Source organism: Rhizobium sp. C104 (assembly GCF_022354505.1).
Classification (GTDB): Bacteria; Pseudomonadota; Alphaproteobacteria; order Rhizobiales; family Rhizobiaceae; genus Rhizobium; species Rhizobium redzepovicii.
The window spans coordinates 459429-482089 of record NZ_CP092352.1 but is presented as its reverse complement, the minus strand read 5'-3'; the positions used below and the strand labels follow the sequence as shown (position 1 = coordinate 482089).

Annotated in this window: 17 protein-coding genes and 3 pseudogenes; 3 read left to right on the top strand and 17 right to left on the bottom strand. The window is 61.6% G+C overall.

What is annotated here, in order from left to right; genetic code table 11:
* Positions 1-20 precede the first annotated feature (20 nt).
* A complete protein-coding gene (locus MF410_RS30370; RefSeq protein ID WP_097624252.1) occupies positions 21-434 on the top strand; it encodes a cupin domain-containing protein in 414 nt (137 codons plus the stop codon).
* Positions 435-481: 47 nt separating this feature from the next.
* Here MF410_RS30370 and MF410_RS30365 read toward each other — a convergent pair whose 3' ends face one another.
* From MF410_RS30365 to MF410_RS30355, 3 genes are all read right to left on the bottom strand, one after another.
* The gene (locus MF410_RS30365) at positions 482-1765 is read right to left on the bottom strand and encodes a cystathionine gamma-synthase family protein (protein ID WP_239620770.1); all 1284 of its coding nucleotides are present in this window, start codon (positions 1763-1765) and stop codon (positions 482-484) included.
* A gap of 86 nt (positions 1766-1851) precedes the next feature.
* Positions 1852-2931 (bottom strand): YihY/virulence factor BrkB family protein, encoded by a 1080-nt coding sequence (locus MF410_RS30360; protein WP_239620769.1) that lies wholly within the window; start codon positions 2929-2931, stop codon positions 1852-1854.
* A 789-nt stretch (positions 2932-3720) separates the two neighbouring features.
* Positions 3721-4086 carry a hypothetical protein gene (locus MF410_RS30355; RefSeq protein WP_239620768.1) on the bottom strand — a complete coding sequence of 122 codons (366 nt, stop codon included), beginning with the start codon at positions 4084-4086 and terminating at the stop codon, positions 3721-3723.
* Between the two features lie 575 nt (positions 4087-4661).
* Between MF410_RS30355 and MF410_RS30350 the strand changes: the two genes are divergently transcribed.
* Positions 4662-4916 carry a hypothetical protein gene (locus MF410_RS30350; RefSeq protein ID WP_239620767.1) on the top strand — a complete coding sequence of 85 codons (255 nt, stop codon included), beginning with the start codon at positions 4662-4664 and terminating at the stop codon, positions 4914-4916.
* A 609-nt stretch (positions 4917-5525) separates the two neighbouring features.
* Here MF410_RS30350 and MF410_RS30345 read toward each other — a convergent pair.
* Positions 5526-6415, bottom strand: a pseudogene (locus MF410_RS30345) (rRNA adenine N-6-methyltransferase family protein).
* Positions 6416-6774: 359 nt separating this feature from the next.
* Between MF410_RS30345 and MF410_RS30340 the strand changes: the two are divergent.
* Positions 6775-8169: an RtcB family protein gene (locus MF410_RS30340; RefSeq protein WP_239620766.1), complete on the top strand. Its 1395-nt coding sequence runs from the start codon at positions 6775-6777 to the stop codon at positions 8167-8169.
* A 104-nt stretch (positions 8170-8273) separates the two neighbouring features.
* On the opposite strand, the gene MF410_RS30335 is transcribed toward MF410_RS30340, so the two are convergent.
* The 13 genes and pseudogenes from MF410_RS30335 to MF410_RS30275 all read right to left on the bottom strand — a co-directional run bounded on the left by MF410_RS30335 (position 8274) and on the right by MF410_RS30275 (position 22591).
* Positions 8274-8783 (bottom strand): GNAT family N-acetyltransferase, encoded by a 510-nt coding sequence (locus tag MF410_RS30335; protein ID WP_239620765.1) that lies wholly within the window; start codon positions 8781-8783, stop codon positions 8274-8276.
* Positions 8784-8920: 137 nt separating this feature from the next.
* Positions 8921-9991, bottom strand: a complete 1071-nt coding sequence (gene ugpC, locus MF410_RS30330; protein WP_239620763.1) for a sn-glycerol-3-phosphate ABC transporter ATP-binding protein UgpC — start codon at positions 9989-9991, stop codon at positions 8921-8923.
* Positions 9992-10005: 14 nt separating this feature from the next.
* The gene (locus MF410_RS30325; RefSeq protein ID WP_239620762.1) at positions 10006-11526 is read right to left on the bottom strand and encodes a DUF5060 domain-containing protein; all 1521 of its coding nucleotides are present in this window, start codon (positions 11524-11526) and stop codon (positions 10006-10008) included.
* A 30-nt stretch (positions 11527-11556) separates the two neighbouring features.
* Positions 11557-12441, bottom strand: coding sequence for a carbohydrate ABC transporter permease (locus tag MF410_RS30320; RefSeq protein WP_183854210.1), 885 nt, complete (start codon positions 12439-12441; stop codon positions 11557-11559).
* Entirely contained in the window at positions 12438-13337 is a 900-nt protein-coding gene (locus MF410_RS30315) for a sugar ABC transporter permease (protein ID WP_088686090.1), read from the bottom strand. Before MF410_RS30315 ends, MF410_RS30320 begins: the two co-directional genes overlap by 4 nt.
* Before the next feature lie 90 nt (positions 13338-13427).
* Positions 13428-14680 (bottom strand): annotated as a pseudogene (locus tag MF410_RS30310) (extracellular solute-binding protein).
* Between the two features lie 70 nt (positions 14681-14750).
* Complete coding sequence (dhaL, locus tag MF410_RS30305; RefSeq protein WP_097624243.1) at positions 14751-15398, bottom strand: dihydroxyacetone kinase subunit DhaL; 648 nt, start codon at positions 15396-15398, stop codon at positions 14751-14753.
* 2 nt (positions 15399-15400) lie between these two features.
* Positions 15401-16406 (bottom strand): annotated as a pseudogene (locus MF410_RS30300) (dihydroxyacetone kinase subunit DhaK).
* Between the two features lie 55 nt (positions 16407-16461).
* Complete coding sequence (locus tag MF410_RS30295; protein ID WP_239620761.1) at positions 16462-18306, bottom strand: hypothetical protein; 1845 nt, start codon at positions 18304-18306, stop codon at positions 16462-16464.
* Positions 18303-19337, bottom strand: coding sequence for a Gfo/Idh/MocA family oxidoreductase (locus tag MF410_RS30290; protein WP_239620760.1), 1035 nt, complete (start codon positions 19335-19337; stop codon positions 18303-18305). Before MF410_RS30290 ends, MF410_RS30295 begins: the two co-directional genes overlap by 4 nt.
* 1 nt (position 19338) lies before the next feature.
* Positions 19339-20403, bottom strand: a complete 1065-nt coding sequence (locus MF410_RS30285; RefSeq protein ID WP_054185406.1) for an ABC transporter permease — start codon at positions 20401-20403, stop codon at positions 19339-19341.
* Entirely contained in the window at positions 20400-21950 is a 1551-nt protein-coding gene (locus MF410_RS30280) for a sugar ABC transporter ATP-binding protein (RefSeq protein ID WP_239620758.1), read from the bottom strand. The genes MF410_RS30285 and MF410_RS30280 overlap by 4 nt, the downstream gene beginning before the upstream one ends.
* Complete coding sequence (locus tag MF410_RS30275) at positions 21947-22591, bottom strand: DUF2291 domain-containing protein (RefSeq protein WP_183854200.1); 645 nt, start codon at positions 22589-22591, stop codon at positions 21947-21949. The genes MF410_RS30280 and MF410_RS30275 overlap by 4 nt, the downstream gene beginning before the upstream one ends.
* Positions 22592-22661 lie beyond the last annotated feature (70 nt).

The window sequence follows — 22661 nt, the reverse complement described above, 5'->3', positions numbered from 1 at the left end:
TCAACGCAAGGAGACCAGACATGTTAGGAAAAATGATCTCGGCAGGGGCATTCGCCGTTGCCATTGTCACCGGCACCGCCGCGCATGCCGCAGGCGACAAGGCGAAGGTAACCCTCGTCTACGACCACGCGCTTCCCAACGTTCCCGGCAAGAGCATCAAGGCCGTGCTCGTCGAATATAGGCCCGGCGGCACATCGCCAGGCCACACCCACCCGAAATCCGCCTTCATCTATGCCACGGTTCTGGAGGGCTCGATAAAAAGCCAGGTCAATGACGGCCCGGTGAAGATCTACAAGGCCGGCGAAAGCTTTCCCGAATTCCCCGGCGATCACCACAGCGTCAGCGCCAACGGCAGCAAGACCGCGCCCGCGAAACTGCTTGCGGTCTTCGTGGTGAACTCGGACGAGACGGAACTGACGACCGACGACAAGTAAGCTGCCCTCGATGCCCGGCCCCGCCGGGCATCGTTCCTTGCTCTCGGTCAAGCAGATTGCAGCGCCATCTCCAGGTCGGCGATCAGATCGTCCGGATGTTCGATGCCGATCGACAGGCGGATGGTCGATTCCAGCACGCCGATGCGCTGGCGGACATCGGCCGGCACGCCGGAATGCGTCATGGTCGCCGGGTGGCTCGCCAGCGATTCCGTTCCCCCGAGACTGACCGCAAGCTTGAACACCTGGAGCGCGTTCAGGAATTTGAAGGAGGCCGGCTGGCCGCCGCGAATGTCGAAGGAAAAGGTGGAACCGGCGCCGGTGCATTGCGCGGCGAAGGTGCGGCCGGCCGGTGAATCCGGATTGTGGTAAGGCAGGTAGTGAACCTTCTCGACCTTCGGGTGATCGCGCAGAAAATCGGCGACGGCGCGCGCATTGCTGTTTGCCCGCTCCATGCGCAGCTGCAGCGTTTCCAGCGAGCGGCCGAGCATCCAGCAGGAATGCGGATCGAGCTGGGTGCCGATCGCGCCGCGCAACGCCTTGACCTGCTTGATGACTGCCTTGCGGCCGAGAACGGCGCCGGCGATCAGGTCGGAATGGCCGCCGACATATTTGGTCAGCGAATAGAGCGAGATATCGGCGCCGTGTTCGATCGGCCGCTGGAAAACCGGGCCGAGCAGGGTGTTGTCGCAGACGATGATCGGCACATGCCCCTGCTTTGCGCCGATCGCGTCGGCGACGCGCCGGATCATCGCGACATCGATCAGGCTGTTGGTCGGATTGGCCGGCGTTTCGATCAGGATGACGGAAACGCGGCCCTTGGCCATCGCCTCCTCAGCCGCCTTCTGCACCGATCCCTCGCTGACGCCATCGGCAAAGCCGACCGCGGCGACGCCGAAATTGAGGAAGGTCTTTGCCAGCAGGGTTTCCGTGCCACCATAAAGCGGCTGCGAATGCAGGATTGCATCGCCCGGCCGGACGAAGGCGAACAAGGTCGTGGCTATCGCCGACATGCCGGAGGAAAACAGCGCGCCGCTTTCCGTCCGCTCGTAGACGGCAAGCCTGTCCTCGACGATCTCGCTATTGGGATGGTTGAAGCGCGAATAGACGAGACCGGCGCCTTTGCCCGCCGGCGGCTCGCGGCGGCCCGAGACGTAATCGAAGAAGTCGCGGCCATCCTCGGCCGAATTGAAGACGAATGTGGAGGTGAGGAATACCGGCGGCTTGACCGCCCCTTCCGAGAGTTCGGGATCGTAGCCGTAGTTCAGCATCTGCGTTTCGGGATGCAGTGCATGATTGCCGATATGGGTTTTGGAAGGATGCGGGGCCGTCATGATCGTCTCCTCTGTCGGGATTGCCCAAGAACAAATTACATCAAAACCGCGTCTGAGGCGCAGTCATCGATGATGCTCCTCAACGATCAGTTGATGGCCTCGCCCAAAGTGTCTGCAACATAGGCGCCGCGCGCGCCCATCGGCAGCGGCGGGCCCGTCGTCGTGTCTCTCGCGGTCTGATGCTCCAGTTCGGCGTTGAGTTCTGCGCCGATGACGAGAATGACGACGGAAAGCCAGATCCAGATGAGGAAGCCGATCAGCGCACCGAGCGTGCCGTAGGTCGCGTTATAATTGGCGAAATGATCGAGATAGAAGGAGAAGCCGAGCGACATCGCCGCCCAGGCAACCGTCGTCAGAGCCGCCCCCCACGTCATCCACCGAAGCTTGGCAGGCTCCCGGCTGGGGCCGAAGCGGTAGACCGAGGTCACCGCCACCGCCACAACAAGCAGAAGCAGCGGCCACCGCAGGAGAAGCGCCATGTGCTCCTTGAACTGATCGAGCCAGAGATAGGAAAGCACGACCGGCATGACGCCGACAAGCACCACCATGACCACCGTCAGAAGCATTGCGCTCAAGGTGAAGCAGAGGCCGACGAGGTTCAGACGGATAAGACCGCGCTTTTCATTCTCCTCATAGGCCACATTCATCGCATCGAAGATCGCCAGCGTGCCGCTATGCGTGCTCCACAGCGCAATGCCGAGACCGACGAAAAAGGTGATGCCGAGCGCACTGTCGCGCTTGCTGACGAGCTCCTTGATCTGATCGGCCAGAAGGTCGAAGGCCCCCGGCGGCAACAGACCGGCCAGTTCGCGTAGATGCTCCGATATGGTGACCGGATCGGCGACCAGCCCGTAAAGAGACACCAGAGCCGCCATGGCGGGAAACAGCGCCAGCAGCAGATAGAAGGTCACACCCGCGGCAATGAGTGTCACCCGGTCGTTCAGGACTTCACGGTAAACTCGCCAGAACACATCGCGAAGACCGCTGAGCGGAATAGCCTCGGGCGTGGCGGCGCTGCGGCCATGATCGTCCACCGCGCGGCCGGGCTCCGCCGACGGAGCCGGCGCACCACCCTGCTTTGCCTGCAACAACACAAACGCCCCGATCGCCGCTGCCATCATCGCAGCGGCGATGGACAACTTCTTGAGCGGGAGCGCATCTGCCATTACCCTAATCCTCTGATTTGCTGCGTGGATAACGCCGCGTGCCGCAAAAGGATGCAAGCCGTTGCTTTCTTGTGGAGATTCGAAGCGCAGGGGAGGGGAGGCCGCGGCAACAACGGCCGTTTAGGGCAGAAACCCAGTATCATAATATACTGATTTTACTCAATAAGTTATTCGATACGGAAATGAAACAGGAGTTTAGTTTCATCACTGCCGTTTAGACTATATCTGCACCCGGCCGCCGTCGCCGCGATTTATGGGCCCCTGGAACGGGAAATTCGCCGCCACGCATCTTGGAAAGCGCGGCTTGGACCCGAATTCCGTCCACCGCCATCAGCTCGAACGTTGGATATCAAACGCGATAAACGATGCCACCCCTCATCAATAGCGCCGCCGAACATAACCGGCAATAGCCGCTCGCGTTGTTCACGGCAAACATCGCCCTTAGGGTCGAAAATGCCGCCCCCCGAGAAGCCACATCCGAAGGCGCCCCGCAGGAGCCTGGAAGCACGAGGCGGAAGCGCGCCGACGCCGAACGAATACAAGGAGCAACGCTGGAACGCGCCCTTCGAGGCTCCAGCCTTCGGCTTCCGTGCCTCCAGGGTGAGGTCCGTTGGAGGATGCCGCGCCCACCGCCCCCCAGAAGCCTCACCCTGAAGTTCCCCGCAGGGCCTCGAAGGACGAGACAGGAGCGCCCTGCCCAGTCCACGCGAGAACTTCTCCTGATCCCCACAAAGAACGGCGCCGGCGCTTAGGCCGATCCGCTCGAGCTTTAGACACGCAGCCAATGAGCTATTCGGCATTGGCGGCCGCGGGCCTCCTGCGCGCCCGGACAATCTCGCCGACATCGTTGTCATATCGCTCATCGGGGAAGTTTATAGTCCAGATGAGGCGACGCAACGATTCCGGAGCGATGTTTCGATAACCAAGTTTCTTCAGCCGGAGCAGAAGCAGCAAATGGTCGGTAACGACTATCAGCCGGGCGTAAGCGCTAAACTGATGCAACGCAGGGCGCATGGCAGCATAGGAGTTGAAGCCGAATGACGCGGCGATTGCCTCATCGCAGTGCGACGATTTGATGTAAGGATATTGGCCACGCAGAGCGTGCTTTAAGGCGACGACGTTCGAAGGCGAGAACCTGATGGCTGGGTTTAACATAGGACGATCCAGTGCTCTGGTCGAAGTCTGCCGATTACACTTCGACCTTGGGGAACACGGTCGTCGAGAGGTCTCACACGCCCTTCAACCCGGCAGCAGGTTTGGATAGGCCTCCAGACTCATATGGCAACCGTCAAATACCCCACCATCAAGGCATAGGCTCATCTTGAGGCCAACGGGATAGTTGGCGCGAACTCGAAACCCGAAATCGCATACCTGAACGGCTGCCCGCAACATCCGTTGTCCGCGGCGCTCAGATGAATGCTGGAAGTAACGCGGGAGCGTGTCCTTCGACGATAAGGCCTTCGCCTTCCGCATCTCAAGGACGAGGACCGTGGGGGGCGCCACGCGGCTTTCGCCTCGGTTGGCGTCGTTGGCCGCCGATGACCCTCCGAGTAGCAAGTGCCGATATCCCCGGGGACCTCATCCCGAGGCGTCCCGAAGGGGCCTCCAAGGGCGATGCGGGGGCGCCGGCTCCTGGTGAATTGCAAGGAGCAGCGTTGCGGCGTGCCCTTCGAGGCTCCAGCCTTCGGCTTCCGCGCTTCAGGATCAGGCCCGTCGAAGGGGTGCATCGAATGGCTTCCGCCTCGGTTGCCTTCGTTGGTGCACCGATGATCTTCCGGGCGGCAAGCGCCGATACCCAAGGGAGCCTCATCCCGATGCGCCCCGAAGGGACCTCGAAGGACAAGGCGGGCGCGCTGGAAATGGAGCAAAGAAAGGAGCAGCGCTGGAGCACGCCCTTCGAGGCTCCGACCTTCGGCCTACGCACCTCAGGATATGGACCCTCAGAGGATGCCGCGCCGCCACCCGACCCGGCGAACTCAGGATGACGCCCCCTTAAATGATACCGCACCGCCACGCCAGAGAAGCCTTATCCTGATGCGCCCCGCAGGCCTCTAAGGACGAGGCGGGCGCACCGACGCTCAGATGAAAATGCAAAGGGCAGCGCTGGAGTATACCATTCGAGACTCCGGCCTTCGGCCGGCGCGCACCAGAATGATAGAAGATGCCGCACGGCGCTAGAAGCAAGCGAGGATCCGACATGCAAAGGTGGCCGCAAGAACCCGGAATTAATTGCCGTTGTCCGCGGACAACAGAGGCCAACTCCAGAGCGACAGCGCAAGTTGTCCGCGGACAACGCAATGCAGACCCCGCGAGCACCCATCGGACGCCGCAATCATTTCCGACCTTCGTCCGACGTCACTCGCCACGCCGCCCAACCGTCAAGCTTGAATTTGCCGCTTTGCAGCACTACCTCGTGTTGGACCGAGCGCTCACCCCTCCGAGCCGCTTCGGTTCGACGGACAGCATCCCTCCTCCCGGGCTGTCAGTCACTATCGAAGCCCGGCGCCCTCTCCCGCGCCGGGCTTTCGTTATCTCGCCAAACCGCCGTCGTCGCCGACGAGGATGTCCGCACATTTGCCCACTGCCGGAATCTTTCAGGGATCGTCGTAGCAGAGCGCCCATTGATCGCCGATATACCAGCAGCGTCCGATCCGCGGCTCGGTCTTCCAGAGCAGGCTTTTGATGAACTCGATGCCCCCCGCTTGAAGGCAACCGTCAGCGCCTCGATCTCGCTGTCGTCGATCGTCAATCCACCATCGGCACGGACGAAATAGCCTGTACTGATCCAGCGCGCCGCAAGTCCACTGGCGCCGCGCTCGATTCGAAGTGCTGCGCCATGCGATGCATGACGGCCGCCACTCGACGGCCGCCCCTGGCGCGGCACGCCAAGCGGCAACACCAGGCGTCCACCGGGCCGCAGCCTTTCGATCCAGGGCGCCGCCGGACGTCCGACGGCGAAATTGACGTAGACCGCATCCATCTCTTGCCGCGGCCATTGATTTCCGGCAGCGATGACGCTGACATTGGGCCGATCGGCGAGCGCTGTTTGAGCGTGACCAGCCAGATCTCGATCCATCTCGACGGCATGGACATGACCCGCAGCACCCACCAACTCCGCCAGAATAGCGCTATAATAGCCGGTGCCGGCTCCGATATGGGCGATGCGATCGCCGATCTGGACGTCCAGTTCGTCCAGCAGCCGCGCATGCAGCGAAGGGCTGCCATTGTTGATCCCCTTGTCAGGTTGCAAGGCGAACAACGCATCCTGATAGGCCAGAACCAAATCGGAGGAAAGCAGCGGGCGATATCCGCCACCCAGATTGGCGACCTGCCATGGCGGCGCACCGAGGAATTTTTCGCGCGGCACTACGGCAAAGGCGGCCTCGATCCGCGGGTTCGTCGTTCCGGCGGCTGCCGCCACCTGATGGGCGTAGGCCCGACGGACCACCGCAAGTTCGTCGGCCGTGAACATCGCAATGGGCATGGCTCATCTCCGGCTTGTGTTTGAGATCTGTTCCGTTTTACGTCTCGCGTCCTAAGATCTCACGATCGACGGCCGACAGTCTTCTCAAGACCCCGGCAGTCATGACGGAAGTTAATTGTCGGTTTTCTTCCTTTGTGGAAAACTACGCTTTTACGTCAGAGGCTTACTCTAGCCGCTTTACAAAACTCCATTGATCGCAGCTGAGCCGGGCGCGTTGGATGGCCTGGTATGTCTGTCACCCGCCACGTCCCCCTGGTGCCAACGATGAAAAGGATTGAGTTTTTCATCGGGCCATGCCATATGCCCGGACACTCCGTATTGCCGCGGCTGCTGAACCCAGGCAACTCACGGAGAACAACATGAACGCGCCATCATCCATCTGCCGCACCAGCAACATTGCTGGGCATGTCATCAGGTCGGTCGTTGCACACGACGAACCGGAGCCGAGTTTTTTACATTCACTTGCGGACCTTGCAAGAGCTCTGCCATCGCCGGAGGCGTTGACTCGAAAGAGGGCATCGCTTCGTGCCGTCGTCACGACCCCCGACTTTCATCCCGGCAAACCCGTCCCCGTCGGTGTCGTTGCGGACCTTGAAGGTGCGGTTCTCCCGCACATGATCGGCTCGGACATCGGATGCGGGATGCGCATGGTGGTCCTCGAAGACGTTACGGCCGATCAATTATCGACACCACTTCTCGACCATCATCTTCGTCATCTCTTCTTTCAAGGTGGGCGTGATATCGCCCTAACGGGATCGGATCGGCACGCAATTCTGCGCGAGGGTCTACCTGGGCTCCTTGATAACCTACAACGGGCGAGTACTGGCCTGCTGTCCAAACTTGACCTTTCGCGGGCATGGGTCGATCTCGAGCGACATTCGGACAACGGGGTTTTCTCATGTGAAGACATCGATCCTGACTTCGCAGACTATGCGCAGATCGATGACGACCACCGCCGCGATGCTATCCTCGGCACGATCGGTGGTGGGAACCACTTCGTGGAACTCGGTTATGTCGATCACGTTGCGGATGGCGCATTTGCCCGAGCCGCCGGACTGAAGTCCGGCTCAGTCGTCCTTGTCGTCCACTCCGGCTCTCTCGACTTTGGACAGCGAGTGGGCACGGCAACAAAAGAGAGAGCGAGGATTGCTTCAAGATCTGGCGAGGATTGGCGGGTGCTCTCTATGGAGATGCAGCCGCACCTCTACAGACGATACTTGGATGGCCATGCGAATGCGGTGAATGCCGCCTTCGCCAACCGCTTCTTTATCGAACTGGCGGCGGTGGAGGCCGTAGCGCGCGCTTTGGGACGAGAAGTCGACCATCGTCTCGTCTATGACGCCCCACACAACACTGTTTGGCAAAACGGAAATATCGTACGCCATAGAAAGGGTGCGTGCCCAGCTAGGGGCGTCGGTGTCATGGCCTCCAGTCCATATGAATGGCTCGGCGAACCGGTCATCCTTCCCGGCTCAATGGGCGACGGCGCATGGCTACTTGCTGGATGCGGCTCGAGCAGCTTTCTGGAGTCGGCCGCTCATGGAGCGGGACGCAAGCTGTCGAGGCAGGAAGCGCGCTCGAAAACGAATATCGACGGGGGACTGCGTGTAGTCGGTCCCGTTGACCCCGAAGCCCGACTTTGCGGGGCCGGCAGGACGTTGTGGCCGAGATCCAGGCTCGCCTCAAGGAAGAAGCGCCGGCGGCATACAAACCAATCGACAGCGTTGTGGCGCCGATGGTCGAAGCGGACATGATAAAAAAAATTGCGAGGATCAGACCACTAATCACGGTAAAGGGATGATGCACATGGCAATGGCCAGAGACTTTCAGGCCTTAAGCAGGCCGCGTCGCCAACCAATCAGGCGCGCGGCGTCGTGCCACCCATGGCGTTTACGCTGTACCGCTTCGTGATCCTGTCGACGGGCATCCCGTCCTGAAGGGGAACCTGGGCCACCCTGTCATAGGTCTCAAAGCCCATCTTGGCGTAATAGCCAAGGCCGCTGATATTGTCGGCGCGGATGGTCGCATTGATGAATTCGAGTCCGAACGCTTCCGCTGCCGCAAGGGTCGCGGGAAAAAGCGCGCTGCCGACGCCTGCGGTCTTCGGGTTCAAACGGGCAAAGGTTGCAATGTCGGCGACGCCTTTCGGTGGATCGCCGTATAAGCTCAGCGATTGAAAACCGACCAGCGACTGATTGTGCTCGGCTACATGGCAGGCAAGCGGAAACTCGCCATCGATGAACCAGTCGGCGAATTCGGCAGCCGAAAGCGGGGTCTCGAGCGCTGTCGTTCCGCCGGCCCGGATAATCTCGTTCAGGAGAGCGCTCAGTTCCTCGGCGTCGGAGGAGACGGCTTTTCGGATGTGCATGTCTTGGCTACCTCGTTATCCCGACAACCTATCGGCGAGATTTTGAGATGAAAAGTCACCATTTGTCTGCCGAAATGACGCATCATCCAGCCCATCCGACAGCGATTTTCGCAGCCCCGATTGCGCGTAAACTGTCTTCAGGCGTTCAAACGCTGCTGCGTCTGCCGGTCGAAGAAATGAACCTTGGAGGTCTCGAAGGAAAGCTTCACCGGCTGTTCCGGGGCGAGTTCGACACGTTCGCGCACCACCCATGTCAGCTCGCGGCCATCGACTTCCACGGCGACATGGGTTTCCGATCCCGTCGGTTCGACCACCTTGACCACGGCATCGACCCCGTTCTCGCCGCCGAAGGCGATGTCTTCGGGGCGGATGCCGAGCGTCAGCGGCCGGTTGGCGGAATTGGCCGGCGCCCGCGAGAGCGCCACGCGCGACCCGCTGGAGAGCGCCAATGCCGGCTTTCCCGCGTCATCGATCGTCCCTTCGAGAAAGTTCATTGCGGGGGAGCCGAGGAAACCGGCGACGAAGATGTTGCGCGGCCTGTCGTAGAGTTCGAGCGGACTGCCGATCTGCTCGACGCGGCCGCCATGCAGCACGACGATCTTGTCGGCCATGGTCATGGCTTCGATCTGGTCATGAGTGACGTAGACGATGGTGGTCTTCAGCCGCTGGTGCAGCGCCTTGATCTCGGCGCGCATCTTCACCCGCAGTTTCGCATCGAGATTGGAAAGCGGCTCATCGAAGAGGAAGACTTTGGGATCGCGAACGATGGCGCGGCCCATGGCGACGCGCTGGCGCTGCCCGCCGGAAAGCTGGGCCGGCTTGCGGTGGAGAAGCGGCTGCAGGCCGAGAATGGCGGCGGCCTCGCCGACCTTCTTCTCGATCTCCGGCCGCTTGGCGCCGGCAAGTTCCAGCGCGAAGCCCATATTCTGGGAGACGGTCATCTGCGGGTACAGCGCGTAGTTCTGGAAGACCATCGCGATATCGCGATCCTTCGGCTGCAGATTGTTCACCACCCGGCCGTCGATGCTGATCTGGCCGCCGGTGATATCCTCGAGCCCGGCGATCATCCGCAGCAAGGTCGACTTGCCGCAACCGGATGGGCCGACGAGAATGGTGAATTCGCCATCGGCGATCTCGACGTCGACACCGTGGATGATATCGACCGGGCCGAAGGATTTCTTGACGTTTCTGATGCTCAAGCCAGACATGTAGGACCTATCCTCTATCGCTTCCTGCGCACGCGCAGCGCCTGGAACGGCTTGCGCGGGATTTTGACGCCGAAGGAGGCGTCCGGCTTGCCGCCGCGCACGACCGAGCCATGACGGGTCGGATGCGGAACGGGTGCCGCCACCTTCTCGGCCGGCGCGATCGTCATCTCCCAGGTGTCGATGATATCGACATCGTAATCGTCGCCATCTACCGGCAGGCCGGTGGACCAGACGACCGGCTGATGCTCGCCGAAATAGATCAGCCGGAAATCGCCGTCGCCGTCACACGCGCCCGACACGCGCGACCAAGGCCATTCGCCGATGATGCCGAGCGGCTCAAGTCCATGTTTGACGTCGGCTTCCAGGAGATCGCGAAGGAAGCCGATGCGCTTCCAGGCCTCGCCCCGCAGTTCGCCGCCCTTGGCCCACCAGATCAGATCTTCGGGATGGGAATAGGTCTCGCCATGGCCGGCATAGCCGCCGCGCGCCATGGTGATCCAGAAGCGATGCACGAGTTCTCCCGCATGAAGATTGCCCCAGGACTGCAGGATGTCGCCCTCATATTCCGGCTCGTCATTGACGACAGGCTTGCCATAGGCATCGCGCCATTCCTGGGTCCGCTTGACGTCGGGGTTCTGAATGCAGGTGTGGGTGACCCACGGCTTGCGATGATCGAAATTCGCGGTCACGTCGCCATTATGAATGGAGCGCAGGTGCTGGTAGGGATCGTTTTCCTCCAGAATGTGGAAGTAGCGATCCCACTGCGCCATGGGCTTGGTGTCGATGAGGAAGTCATATTCGTTGGCGAGCGACCACCAGACGTTCCGGTAGGCAGAAAGACGGGCGGCCAGATATTCGACATAGCGGAAATCCTGCGCCGCCGACATGTCGGCATAACCCCAGCGGTCATAGGGATGGAAGATGATGATATCGGCTTCGATGCCGAGCTCGCAGAGAGCCGAGACCTGTTTTTCGAAATGCTGGAAGGCCGCGGGGTTGGGCCGGTCGAAATCCTGCCTGCCTTCCGCGCCGCTTTCGAAGCAGGCATGCAGCGGCTCGTTGACATTATAGGGATAGTCCTTCGGGAATACGCCCATACGCATCTTGTTGAAACGCGCGGTCTTCAGCGTCTCCAACGTCTGCTTCTGCATGTCGAGCGGCTGATGCGTCCAGGCGTAGCAGGTCGTTCCGAAGGAGAGGAACGGCGTGCCGTCGGCATACGCGAAGTGGAATTTGTTGCGCACGCGCACCGGGCCGTGATTGCCGGCCGAAGGTGCCACCGCGGTCAAAACGCCGGTCCTGCCGTCAAGCGCCGCGGTCTTGGAGCGCGTCTTGAACGACCACTCACCCTCGCTGTCGGGCATGAAACGGATGCGGTAGGTGCCGTTGCCGTCATAGAAGCCCGGCACGCGCACGTCGCGGCTCTTCTGGGTGAACACGGCATCGAATGCCACGTCGAGATAGGGATTTCCGGCCGCTGGCCCCTCGAAGGCGGCCTCGAACACACCCCATTTTTCGACTGTTGCATCGGACATTCTGTCTCTCCTCGTAGAAAGATTTCGCGATCAGCCTTTGACGGCGCCGGAGGTGAGGCCGGAGACGAAGTAGCGCTGGAACATGAGATAGACAATCGTCGCCGGCAGGACGGTCATGACGATCGCGGCGTTAAGCTGGCCGTAATTGCTGGAGAACTGCCCCTGGAACGACATCAGACCGAGCGGCAGCGTCCACATGTGCTGGTCCTGCAGCAGCACCAGCGCCATGGCGAATTCGTTCCAGGTAGAAACGAAATCGAGGATGAGCAGCGCGGCAAGCACGGGCAGGCAGACCGGCAGGAAGATCCGCCGGAAGATAGTGAAGTGGGTTGCGCCGTCGATCAGCGCGGCTTCCGACAACTCCTTGGGAATGCCCTTGAAGAAGCCATGCAGGATGAAGACCTGATAGGGAACGCCGAAGGCGATATAAGGAAGGATGACGCCGGGATAGGTGTCGATCAGACCGAAGGAATTGACCAGGGTGAAGAGCGGCGCCAGCATCACCTGGAAGGGGATCATCGTGCCGAAGACGACGATGAGCAGCAGCGCCTTGCTGATCTTCAGCTTGATCTTGGCAAGCGCATAGGCGGCCATCGCCGACAGAAACAGGCCGAGCGGCACCTTGATGACCGTGATGATGACGCTGTTGAAGAAGGAGTTGGCGAAATTGCCGCGGCTCCAGGCAGCGCTGTAATTGTCATAGGCGAGCTCGGTCGGCGGCATGAAGGCGCCGGTGCTCGTCACGGCCGCCGGCGTCTTCAGCGAGGTGAAGACGATGAACACAAACGGCGCGACCCAGACGAGGGCGACGATGACAAGCGTGATCCAGAGGCCGATCAGGATGGGATCACGCTTCATCGACGATGGCTGGACGTCGAGATGCACGGCGGCGGTTTCGCTCGGCACTGCTGTCACGATTCGACCTCCTCGTGCTTCTGGGTCCATCTCAAATAGGGAATGACGACGGCCATGGTGATCAACAGCAGCACGACGGAGATCGCCGCACCCCGACCGAAATCGAAGATCTGCATGGCCTGGGTGAAGGCCCAGAGCGCCAGCATCTGGGTGGACTGTGCAGGCCCGCCGCCGGTCAGGCCGTAGACGATATCGAAGGCCTTCAGCGACGAGATGACGGAGAGAACGAGAACAATGGTGATCGTCGGGCGCAATGCCGGCAGCGTTACATGTTTGAACACCGCCCAGCGGCCGGCGCCATCGATCCGCGCGGCCTCGACCAGCGTCTGCGAGACATTCTGCAGGCCGGCCAGGAACAGCACCATGGAGAAGCCGACCGTCTGCCAGAGATAGGCGACGAAGACGGAGTAAAGCGCGATATCCTTGTTTCCCAGCCAGTCCTTGATCCAGCCCTGCATGCCCCAGGAGGTCAGCAGCTGGGCGAACAGGCCGAAGAAGGGATCGTACATCCACTTCCACATGGTTGCGACGGCGATCGGGGCGATGATGACGGGCAGGTAGAAGATCGCCCGCAGCCCGTTGCGGCCGAAGATCTTCTGGTTGAGACTGAGCGCCAGCAACAGCCCGACCAGCGGCGGGAAGATCAGGCTCATCAGGGTCCAGATCACCGTGTTGCGGAAGGCAACCCAGAAGACAGGATCGCGGGTGAAGATCGCCGAATAATTGGCCATGCCCACGAACTGCCGGTTGGCATCCAGCCCGTTCCACTTCTGGAAGCTCAGGATGACGACATTGAGCATCGGGTAGAGCGCGAAGACCGCATAGATCGCCAGCGCCGGCACCAGCAGGATTGCGGCTTGCATACGCGGGTCATGTGTCGATTGTCGAAGTGACATGCTTTCCTCCTGGCGGGGCGCTTGCGCAGCTCACGAAAGAATGTGCCAGCCGATCAACGCGGAGGTCGATCGACCGGCGCTTGGGAGGAATCAGGTTCTGCTTGCGATGAAGGTTTGCAGCTGCTTGGCCGCCTCGGCCGGCTCTGTGTTGCCGGAGGCGACGTCGTTGATGACGCGGAAATATTCCGTCGTCACATCGAGCGGGAAGGCCTGGTCGCCGTTCATGTAGACCTTGCCGTATTTCTGGAAGATCCCCAGCCATTCCGCCTCAAGCGGCTTCTGGTTGGCGTATTTGACATTCTTATTGACAGAGGTCGAGCTCAGCTGGCCGAGCAGATCCTGCTGCACCTTGGTCGACAGGAAATAGTCGAGGAATTTCGCGGCTGTGTCGGGATTCTTGCTCTTGGTGCTGATGTAATTGTACTCGGCGAAACCATAGAGACGCTCGGTATTGGTCGGGAAGGGGAAGATGCCGTAATCGTCGAGATTGGCGCCCGAGCCGTTGAGCTGGCTGACCAGCCAGTCGCCTTCGAGCATCATCGCCGCGCGGCCTGCGGTGAAGAGGCTGTAGGACTGCTTGTTGTCGATGCCCATGAAGGGCTGCAGCGTATAGTCCTTCGTCCACTTGGCGAATTCCGCGAAAGCGTCCGTCGCGCAAGGCTCCTTGGTCCAATCCAGCGTCATCGCCTTCAACGCGTCGTGCTTTTCGGCGCCGCACTTGGTCTCGAGGATGACATCCATCAGGCGCATGACGTGCCAGTTGACCGTGCCGCCGAAGGTGAAGGCGGGGATGCCGGCGGCTTTCAGCTTGTCGGCCGCGGCCAGAAGTTCCTCATAGGTCTTCGGCTCTTCCTTGATGCCGGCCTGTTCGAAAAGCTTCTTGTTGTAATAGACGGCCTCGCCCTTGAAGGTGAAGGGAACACCGTGCTTGCCGCCGGGATAGAGGTCGGCAAAAGCCGCAGCCGAGGGCAGCAGTTTGTCGGTCCATTTATATTCGGTGTAATATTTGTCGAGCGGCAGGGAGAGGCCGGCCTTCACATATTCGCCGCCGAGGCCAAGGCCCGCCCAGCTGAAATAAATGTCTGGGCCCTTGTCTGAGCCGGCTGCGACGCGCAGCGCCGTCTTGTGCTCGTCAACGGCGCGCTGAACGATCTCGACATGCGTTCCCGGGTTCGCCGCTTCGAAATCCGTCGCGACCTTCTTCAGCGCGCCGTTGGCGGCGTTGTTGTCGAAGTTGAGCGTCCAGAGCGTGATGTCTTCGGCAAGAACCGGCGTCGCGGCGAAAGACGCCATGCCATCGCGACGATGCTCGCAGTCTTCAATTTCGCGGATAGGGTCAGCATTACCGTCCTCCTCTTGATAAGCCGGCCCCTTGTCGCAGATGATCATTTACATGTCAACTGGTATGATGAGCTAACCATCACGATGCTGTGTGAATTTTGCGATGGAGGCTATGATGATAGCCGCCGATGCCGCGCCGGGGTCGATATGGCCGATCACCCGATCCCCGAGCCGTGATGCCCGCCCCCTGGCCGCCGTCATATCCCGGGTCGCTTCGCAGCCTTGGCGCGCTGCCCGCTCCGCTATGTCGAAGCATTCAGCAAGGGCCGCTCCCGACGCCCTGGCCTTGAGCGCCGCATCGGCCGCTGGCTTCCAGGCATCGACCATAGTCTTTTCGCCGGGCTCGGCCTTGCCGCGTTCCTGAATGCCCTGCGCCATCGCCGCGAAAACGCGCACGAACTCCTCGTCGCTCAGCTCCGGTCTGTCCTTGACGGCGGCTCCGGCCCGCATGAAAGCCGTCGCATAGAGCGGGCCCGATGACGCACCGACCGCATTCAAGAATGCCTTTGCCGCCGCGTTGAAGACGGCCGTCGGCGCAGTCTGCGCGGGGTCGAGTGCACCGACGGCTTTGGTCGCGGCCTCACAGCCGGCATCCATGGCAAGGCCATGATCTCCGTCGCCGATGGCGCCATCCAGCTCGCAGAGATGATCGCGCTGCGCCCCGATGTCCTCGGCGATTAAGGCAAAGAGGTGCTGCAGGTCTTTCGTCGCAATTGCCATGGTCACCTCGCAAACATGGCGCAATCGCAGGGATGATCGATCAGCCGCTGCAGCTCGTCGTCGAGATGCATGACGGTGATCGACGCGCCGGCCATTTCGAGCGAGGTGCAATAATTGCCGACGAGCGACGTATGAATGACAAGCCCAGCTTGATCGAGCCGCGCCTTGACCCGCCGCATCATGATGTAGAGCTCCATCATCGGCGTCGATCCTCAGCGAGTTGACGAGCACGGCGACACGATCGCCCCGCTCGGCCTTCATCTCACGGAAAATATTGTCCATCAGTTCGTCGGTCACCGCGTCGGCCGTCTTCAACGGCTCGCGGGCAACACCGGGTTCGCCGTGAATGCCCATGCCGATCTCCATCTCCTCCTCGCCGATCAGGAAGTTCGGCTTCAAAGTCTGCGGCAGCGAGCAGGGCGCAAGCGCCACGCCCATCGTATAGGTGCGCGCATTGGCGTGGCGCGCGACGCGCTCGACCTCGTCGAAGGAATAGAGAAGATCGCAGGCAGCACCGGCGGCCTTAAAGATGAAGACGTTGCCGGCAACGCCGCGCCGCTTCTCCCTCTGATCGGCAGGGGCGGAGGCGACATCGTCGGTGGTCAGCACGGTGCGCACCTCGATCTCGTCGAGCGCCAGCATTTCCGCCGCCATGTCGAAATTCATCACGTCGCCGGCGTAATTGCCGTACATGAAGAGCACGCCGGCGCCGCCGTCGACAGCTTTGGCGCAGGCGATGATCGGATCGGGCGGCGGCGAGGCGAAGACATTGCCGATCGCCGCGGCATCCGCCAGCCCCTTGCCGACATAACCGAGAAATGTCGGTTCGTGCCCGGATCCACCGCCGATCACCAGCGCGACCTTGCCCTTGCGTGGCCCGTTTCTGGCAATGATCGCACGCGGCATATCCTCCACCGCATAGAGATGCCGGGGATGGACCGCGAGCACGCCTTGCAGCATTTCATCGACGGCATCTGCGCCTGCATTGATAAGCTTTTTCGTCTTCACGCCGATCCTCCCAGAACGAGCTCCGACTGCATAGATGCGGCTGGCGCGCTGGACGTCAATCCGCGAGTGGCAAGACCGCAGTGGCGAATGGTGCGAGCCGCACCTCTTTGCCCAATGCGTCGCCGTCGACCCGTCGCTCTTCGCCGGTCAGATTGACCACGTAGATCTTGGCGCCGCCAGCATCCCGCGCCACGAAAGACAACACCTGGGAGGGCGAAGACGAAACGCATTCCTGCCAGGACGCGCCGGCGAGTGCCGACAAAGTCTGCACGGTATTGAAGAGCGGCCGCCGCCCGCCTCGTTCGGTCGGTTCATCAGGGCCGGCAATCAGGCCGAACGGGCCGGTCAGTGCCGAAAGCGTCAGGCCTTCGAGACCGGCATCCAGCACCCGGATCGCGTAGCCGAGCGCAAAGGCCTCGGCGAAACGCCCGTTATGACGCGGGTCGCGATTGGCCATCGGAATGCGCCCGCCGGCCGGATTGTCCATGGTCCGGCTGCCATAAGGGTTCTGTCGCATGGGGATCGTCGACGGGCCGATGCGATAGGGCTTGTCGCCGTAGATCGCGCGGACGGATCGCGTGATGAAGGGCAGCGCTTCCAATGTCTGCATGACGCTGAGATCGTCGGCCGCATGCACGATCGGGTTGGTGCAATGGCTGACGAAGTCGATCTCGCCAGCCGGCACGCGTTTGCGGTTGAGCTCGGTGAAATAGCTCAGCATGCCGCCGCCGATGCGAATGCCCGGGAAGGCGGCGCGAGCCGCGGCATAGATCTCTTCGAGGGGAGGGCAGTCCGGCCATTTGCTGCCGGGCGGCGTCGACTGCCGATCGACGGAAGGTGAGACCAGGATTGTATCCGGCCGGAAGTCCGCGCTCCGCATCTGGCGGGCAATCTCGGCCGCCTCGCTTGCTGGCGACACCTTGCAGGCAAGCGCGATCTCCAGGGTCGTGCGGCCGCGATGAGCGGCGGTGATCGCGGCAAATTTCTGCAGCGCTTCGGCGCCATGTCCGGCGTCCGGATCGAAATGGAAGAGAAGCTCGCGAGGCGCGATCTCCGACAGGAGAGAGCGGGCCGAGAGCGTTGCATCGGCCTGCTCCGGCGTAACGACCACGCCGATATCGGGCATGGTGCCGGCCCGTGTTCCGAGTTCGAGCTTTATGACACCGCTCGACGTCGCGGCTGAAAGCGCTGCGGAGCGGCTGGTGTCCCTGATCGTGAGCGACGTCTTCTGCCGAACCGGTTGGTTGGCGGGAATTTTGTAGGGCCAGGGCAGGGCAAGCGGCCTGACATAGGTCTTGTAGGAGGCATCGGACCAGTTCCTCTGATCCTCCATTTCGAAGGTGTCGCCTTCCATCCGGCATTCCGCCGTCACCTCAGGCATGACCTCATGGGAAATGGCGCGCATATCCTTGAACGGCTGCCAGGGCTCGATGATATCGGGAAATCGTGTCTGGACGATCCGGCCGTCGACATGTTCAACCGTTGCCGATGAGCCGGCCACGCCGACGATCGGATGCAGGATGCAGAAGCCGCAGCGATTGGTCTCAAAGCCGGTGTCGCTCGTGGCTTCGGCCTCGAAATCGAGCCGGTCCGGATATCCCCGGATGCGGACGTCGATGACGAGCTTCGTTCCATCCGGCCCCTCGCAACGCGCCCGATAAGCGATGCCGAAACTGTCGTCACCCTGCTCGATCCTGAGATCGGCGATGTCAGGACTGTAAGTGCCCCAGTCCCGGTCGCGGACGAGGTAGGAAATCGCCCGCAGCACCTCGATCCCCTGGTAGCGGATGGAGCGAAGGTTGCCATCGGCGAGATCGGCCGTCAGCTTTCCGGCCGTCAGGCGAACCGGCGGCGTTTCCACAGCATGGGTGCCGCAAAGCTGGAAGGCATCGGCCGTCATCGCAGCATCGCCCCGACATCGATCGTCTGCCCCCTGGAAGCACTGTCATAGGCGGCTTCGACGAGGGCGAAGGTCTTCAGATTGTCGGCGCCCGAGGTCGAATGCTCCGCGCCGCGCTTGAGCTGATCGACCCAATGCTGCTGGATCGCATAGACGCTCTCCTGGATATTGTGCCAGGGCCGCGAGGCCCAGGACAGCAGCTTCGGCGAAACATCCGTTATCGTAGTGCCCTTGGCGTTGGTGATTTCGAGGCCATACTCCTGCCTCAGGCGGATCGTGCCTTCGGCGCCGTCGAGCTCGATCAGGGTCTCCGGGAACGGCTCTTTGGAAAGCTTGGTGGCGTAGCTGACGTCGACGACCGAGGTGGCGCCGTTCTCGTGATCGAGCAAAATGGTCGCGATATCCTCGCCCTTGATGTTTGGATTGACCCGCCTGGTGCGGGCCGTGAGCGAGCTGACGTCGCCGAGGATATAGCGGGCGATATCGAGCGTATGGATGCCGAGATCTTCGATAATGAAGCGCTCGCCTTCGGCGAGATAGGGCTGGCCGGAGAAGACGTCGTAGCCCGAGCGGAAGGAAAAGCGGCCCCAGAAGGGCGTGCCGATGGCGCCGGTATCGAGCGCGGTGCGCAGCGCCTGGATCGGCGTCTGCCAGCGAAAATTCTCGTGCACCATCAGGGCGACGCCGGCCTCGCGACAGGCCTCGACCATCGCCTTCGCATCCGATAGCGTCTTGGCGAAGGGCTTCTGGCAGATGGCCGGCACCTTATTCCGAGCCGCCATTTCCACCAGCGCGCGATGGCTCTGGACGGTGGTGGCGATATCGACGAAATCGAAGCCGCCATCGGCTAACAAGGCCTCGGCATCGCTGTAGCGACGCTCGATGCCGAACTGGCCGCCGACGATGTCAAGCCGCTCCGGGTCGCGGTCGCAGATCGCGACGATCCTGGCGCCCTCGACATCGTTCCAGGCATGCATCTGGTTGATCGCAAAGAAGCCGCAGCCGATCAACGCACCTCTCAATTCAGTCATGTCAACCTGCCTTTGCCATCTGCATGAGGGTGACGCGCTGCTGCAGGCGGCGCTGCGCCTGGTCGACGACCACGGCGATGATGATGACGAGGCCCTTGATGACCATCTGCCAGAAGGAGGAGACGCCCATCATGACAAGCCCGTCGGAGAGAATGCCGATGACGAAGGCGCCGATGATCGTGCCGCCGATCGTGCCGCGGCCGCCCGACATCGAGGTGCCGCCGAGAACGGCTGCCGCGATCGCATTGAGCTCGAAGCTTTCGCCGGTGGCCGGATGGGCGGCCATCAGTTCCGAGGAGATGACGACGCCGACGATTGCTGCGCAAAGGCCGGAGAACATGTAGACGAAGATCTTCACGACATCGACGCGGATGCCGGACATGCGCGCCGCCCGTTCATTGCCGCCGACGGCGAAGATGTGGCGTCCGATCGGCGTCGAGCGGGCGACATAAGCGGCCGCCAGCGCCAGCACGATCAGGATCCAGATCGACACCGGCAGGCCGAGGATGCGGCCAGCGCCGAAGAAGTCGAAGCCGGTCGTGGCATATTCCGGCCGGCCGACGAGGTTGGGAAAGGTCTGGCCATCGGACGACAGCAGCGCCAGGCCACGAGCGACATACAGCGTGCCGAGCGTGGCGATGAACGGCGCGACGTTCAGCTTCGTGATCAACAGACCGTTGATGAGGCCGATGATAAGGCCGATCGACAGCGTGATCAGCACGATCTCGAAGAGGTTGAAATAGATGGTGTAGCCGATCGGCAGTTCGATGCCGTAGAGGATCAGCCCGCCGGCAACCATGCCGCACAGGCCGACGATCGAACCGACGGAGAGGTCGATACCGCCAGTGATGATGACGAAGGTCATGCCCATCGCCAGGAAGGCGTTCAGCGCCACATGTTTCGACATCAGGATCATGTTCGCCGTCGAGGTGAAGTTCGGCGCGAAGATCGCAAAGAAGATGATGACGGCGAAAAGTGCGATGAAGGTTCTGAGCTTCATCAGCGTCAGAAGCGCGGAGCCGTTGGCGCCTTTCGGCGCAAGAGTGGTAGACGTAGCCGCCATCATGACGCGAGTTTCCCTTGATGTCCGTGTCCCTTGGCCGAAGCCGCGATGATCGCTTCCTCAGTCGCCTCGTCCCGGTCGAAGACAGCGACCAACTGGCCGTTGCTCAAGACCGCGATGCGATCGGATAGCGCCATGACCTCTTCGAGGTCGGAGGTCGAAAACAGAATGGCGAGCCCGTTTGCCGCCAGCCGCCGCATGGTGCGGAAGACGTCGGCCTTGGCGCCGACATCGATGCCGCGGCTCGGCTCGTCCATCAGCAGCACCTTCGGATTGGTCATCAGCGCCTTACCGATGACGACCTTCTGCTGGTTGCCGCCGGACATGGAGGTGACCTCGAAATCCGGGTTGGGCGCCTTGATCGAGAGATCGCGGATCGCCTCCTGAATGGCGTTTTTCTCCGCGCCGCTGTCGATATGGAAAAGCCGGGTGAAACGCGAAAGGCTTGCGAGCGTCAGATTGGAGGCAATGGAAAGCACCTGCACCAGTCCTTCCCGCTGCCGGTCTTCCGGGATGAGCGCAAGGCCGCGGCGGATGCGCCGCGTCGTGTCGCGTGCCCGCACTTCCTTGCCGTCGATGAAGATCTTGCCACTCGAATGCATATGGCGCCCGATCACGCATTCGAAGAATTCGCTGCGCCCGGCACCCATCAGGCCGTAAATGCCGAGGATTTCGCCTGCCTTGACCGACAGGGAAACATCGTTGACGGCAAGCCCGCCGGTCGGTCTGGGAAGGCTGATATTTTCGGCGCGGAACATCTCGCTGCCGATGGAATGGGTAACGGATTTCGCAAAATCCTTGGCATCCGAGCCAATCATCGAGCGCACTATCCAGCGTGTATCGATGTCGCGGACCATGGCATGCCCGGTGACCTGGCCGTCGCGCAGCACCGTGATGTAGTCGCCGATCCGCATCAGCTCTTCCAGCCGGTGCGAGATATAGACGATGGCCACACCCTGCGCCTTCAGCTCGGCGATCACCTTGAACAGGATCTCGACTTCGGCCGCCGACAGCGCGGAGGTCGGCTCGTCCATGATCAGGATGCGAGCATTAAGCGACATCGCCTTGGCGATCTCGACGAGCTGCTGCTGGCCGATCGGCAGATCCTCGACCATCGTATCGGCCTCGATGCCGGCATCGAGGCGCCGCAGAAATTCATTGGCTTTCTCGACCTGCGCCTTGTGATCGATGCCGAGCAGGCCGCGAGTGATCTCGCGCCTCGCGAAAATGTTTTCGGCGACCGACATGTTGGCGAAGAGATTGAGCTCCTGGAAGATCATGCCGATGCCGTTGGCCTGCGCGTCGGCCGGACTGTCGAAGGAGACAGGTTTGCCGTCCAGGATGATGCGGCCGAGCGTTGGGCGCTCGACGCCGGCGATGATCTTCATCAGCGTCGATTTGCCGGCGCCGTTCTCGCCGACCAGAACGTTCACTGCGCCGCGGCGCAGCTCCAGATTGGCGCGCTTAACGGCGACGATGCCGGAATAGACCTTCGACACGTCGTCGAGGCGCAGGATGATGTCGTCCTCTCGTGCCTCTGCCGCCGTCATGAGCCGACCTTCAGTTCCGAGGGTGTGACGAACGGAAGCTCCCCGCTTTTCGGCAACGGAAAGGCGCCGATCACCGTCACCGTCTTGCCGGTCAGACCATCGCGCGGAACGGCGGAGAGAAAAGCGGTATTGGCCTTCTCGTTGAACGCCTTGCCGAACTGCGCCCATTCGATCTGGTTCTTGAACTCGTTGAAATTGACAAATTCCAGCGTATCGCGCAGTGCGGTGCCGCGCAGCGCCGGCCCGATCTGCACCTTGGCATCGGCCTTGCCGTCGCCATCGGCGTCGACATCGAGCGTTGCCGCGCGCGAGGCCGTATCGGCTGCGACGACCGTGCCGGTGATCTTCACCGCATAGGTCCAGGGCGAACTGCTCTGCTTGCGCGGATTGCCGTATTTCTCGCCGGCAGCATCCGGATTGGAGGTGGCAAGTTGCATGACGTCCTTCAGCTCGCCGGCGCGCTTTTCGAAATAGGGCACGACCTCAGGCTGCCAGATCGCCTCGACCTTGGCATTCGGGTCGAAAGCGGTCTTGGCCGCTTCAGCCGCCTTCTCCTCCGCAGTCGGCGTCTTGATGATCTTGCAACCGGGCAAGGCCGCCGCCACGACGGCGGCAAACAGGGCGCCCTTCATTCTCAACATGCGGGTAAACCTCGACGTCTTGCAAAATGCATTGCGGAGGGCGCAACGCTGCACCCTCCGCAATTGGTGC

What these genes read in the sequence shown, in the direction of transcription:
- MF410_RS30370 (WP_097624252.1), top strand. Translation starts at nt 21, where the DNA reads ATGTTAGGAAAAATGATCTCGGCAGGGGCATTCGCCGTTGCCATTGTC.
- MF410_RS30365 (WP_239620770.1), bottom strand. Translation starts at nt 1,765, where the DNA reads ATGACGGCCCCGCATCCTTCCAAAACCCATATCGGCAATCATGCACTG.
- MF410_RS30360 (WP_239620769.1), bottom strand. Translation starts at nt 2,931, where the DNA reads ATGGCAGATGCGCTCCCGCTCAAGAAGTTGTCCATCGCCGCTGCGATG.
- MF410_RS30355 (WP_239620768.1), bottom strand. Translation starts at nt 4,086, where the DNA reads ATGTTAAACCCAGCCATCAGGTTCTCGCCTTCGAACGTCGTCGCCTTA.
- MF410_RS30350 (WP_239620767.1), top strand. Translation starts at nt 4,662, where the DNA reads ATGGCTTCCGCCTCGGTTGCCTTCGTTGGTGCACCGATGATCTTCCGG.
- MF410_RS30340 (WP_239620766.1), top strand. Translation starts at nt 6,775, where the DNA reads ATGAACGCGCCATCATCCATCTGCCGCACCAGCAACATTGCTGGGCAT.
- MF410_RS30335 (WP_239620765.1), bottom strand. Translation starts at nt 8,783, where the DNA reads ATGCACATCCGAAAAGCCGTCTCCTCCGACGCCGAGGAACTGAGCGCT.
- ugpC (WP_239620763.1), bottom strand. Translation starts at nt 9,991, where the DNA reads ATGTCTGGCTTGAGCATCAGAAACGTCAAGAAATCCTTCGGCCCGGTC.
- MF410_RS30325 (WP_239620762.1), bottom strand. Translation starts at nt 11,526, where the DNA reads ATGTCCGATGCAACAGTCGAAAAATGGGGTGTGTTCGAGGCCGCCTTC.
- MF410_RS30315 (WP_088686090.1), bottom strand. Translation starts at nt 13,337, where the DNA reads ATGTCACTTCGACAATCGACACATGACCCGCGTATGCAAGCCGCAATC.
- dhaL (WP_097624243.1), bottom strand. Translation starts at nt 15,398, where the DNA reads ATGGCAATTGCGACGAAAGACCTGCAGCACCTCTTTGCCTTAATCGCC.
- MF410_RS30295 (WP_239620761.1), bottom strand. Translation starts at nt 18,306, where the DNA reads ATGACGGCCGATGCCTTCCAGCTTTGCGGCACCCATGCTGTGGAAACG.
- MF410_RS30290 (WP_239620760.1), bottom strand. Translation starts at nt 19,337, where the DNA reads ATGACTGAATTGAGAGGTGCGTTGATCGGCTGCGGCTTCTTTGCGATC.
- MF410_RS30285 (WP_054185406.1), bottom strand. Translation starts at nt 20,403, where the DNA reads ATGATGGCGGCTACGTCTACCACTCTTGCGCCGAAAGGCGCCAACGGC.
- MF410_RS30280 (WP_239620758.1), bottom strand. Translation starts at nt 21,950, where the DNA reads ATGACGGCGGCAGAGGCACGAGAGGACGACATCATCCTGCGCCTCGAC.
- MF410_RS30275 (WP_183854200.1), bottom strand. Translation starts at nt 22,591, where the DNA reads ATGTTGAGAATGAAGGGCGCCCTGTTTGCCGCCGTCGTGGCGGCGGCC.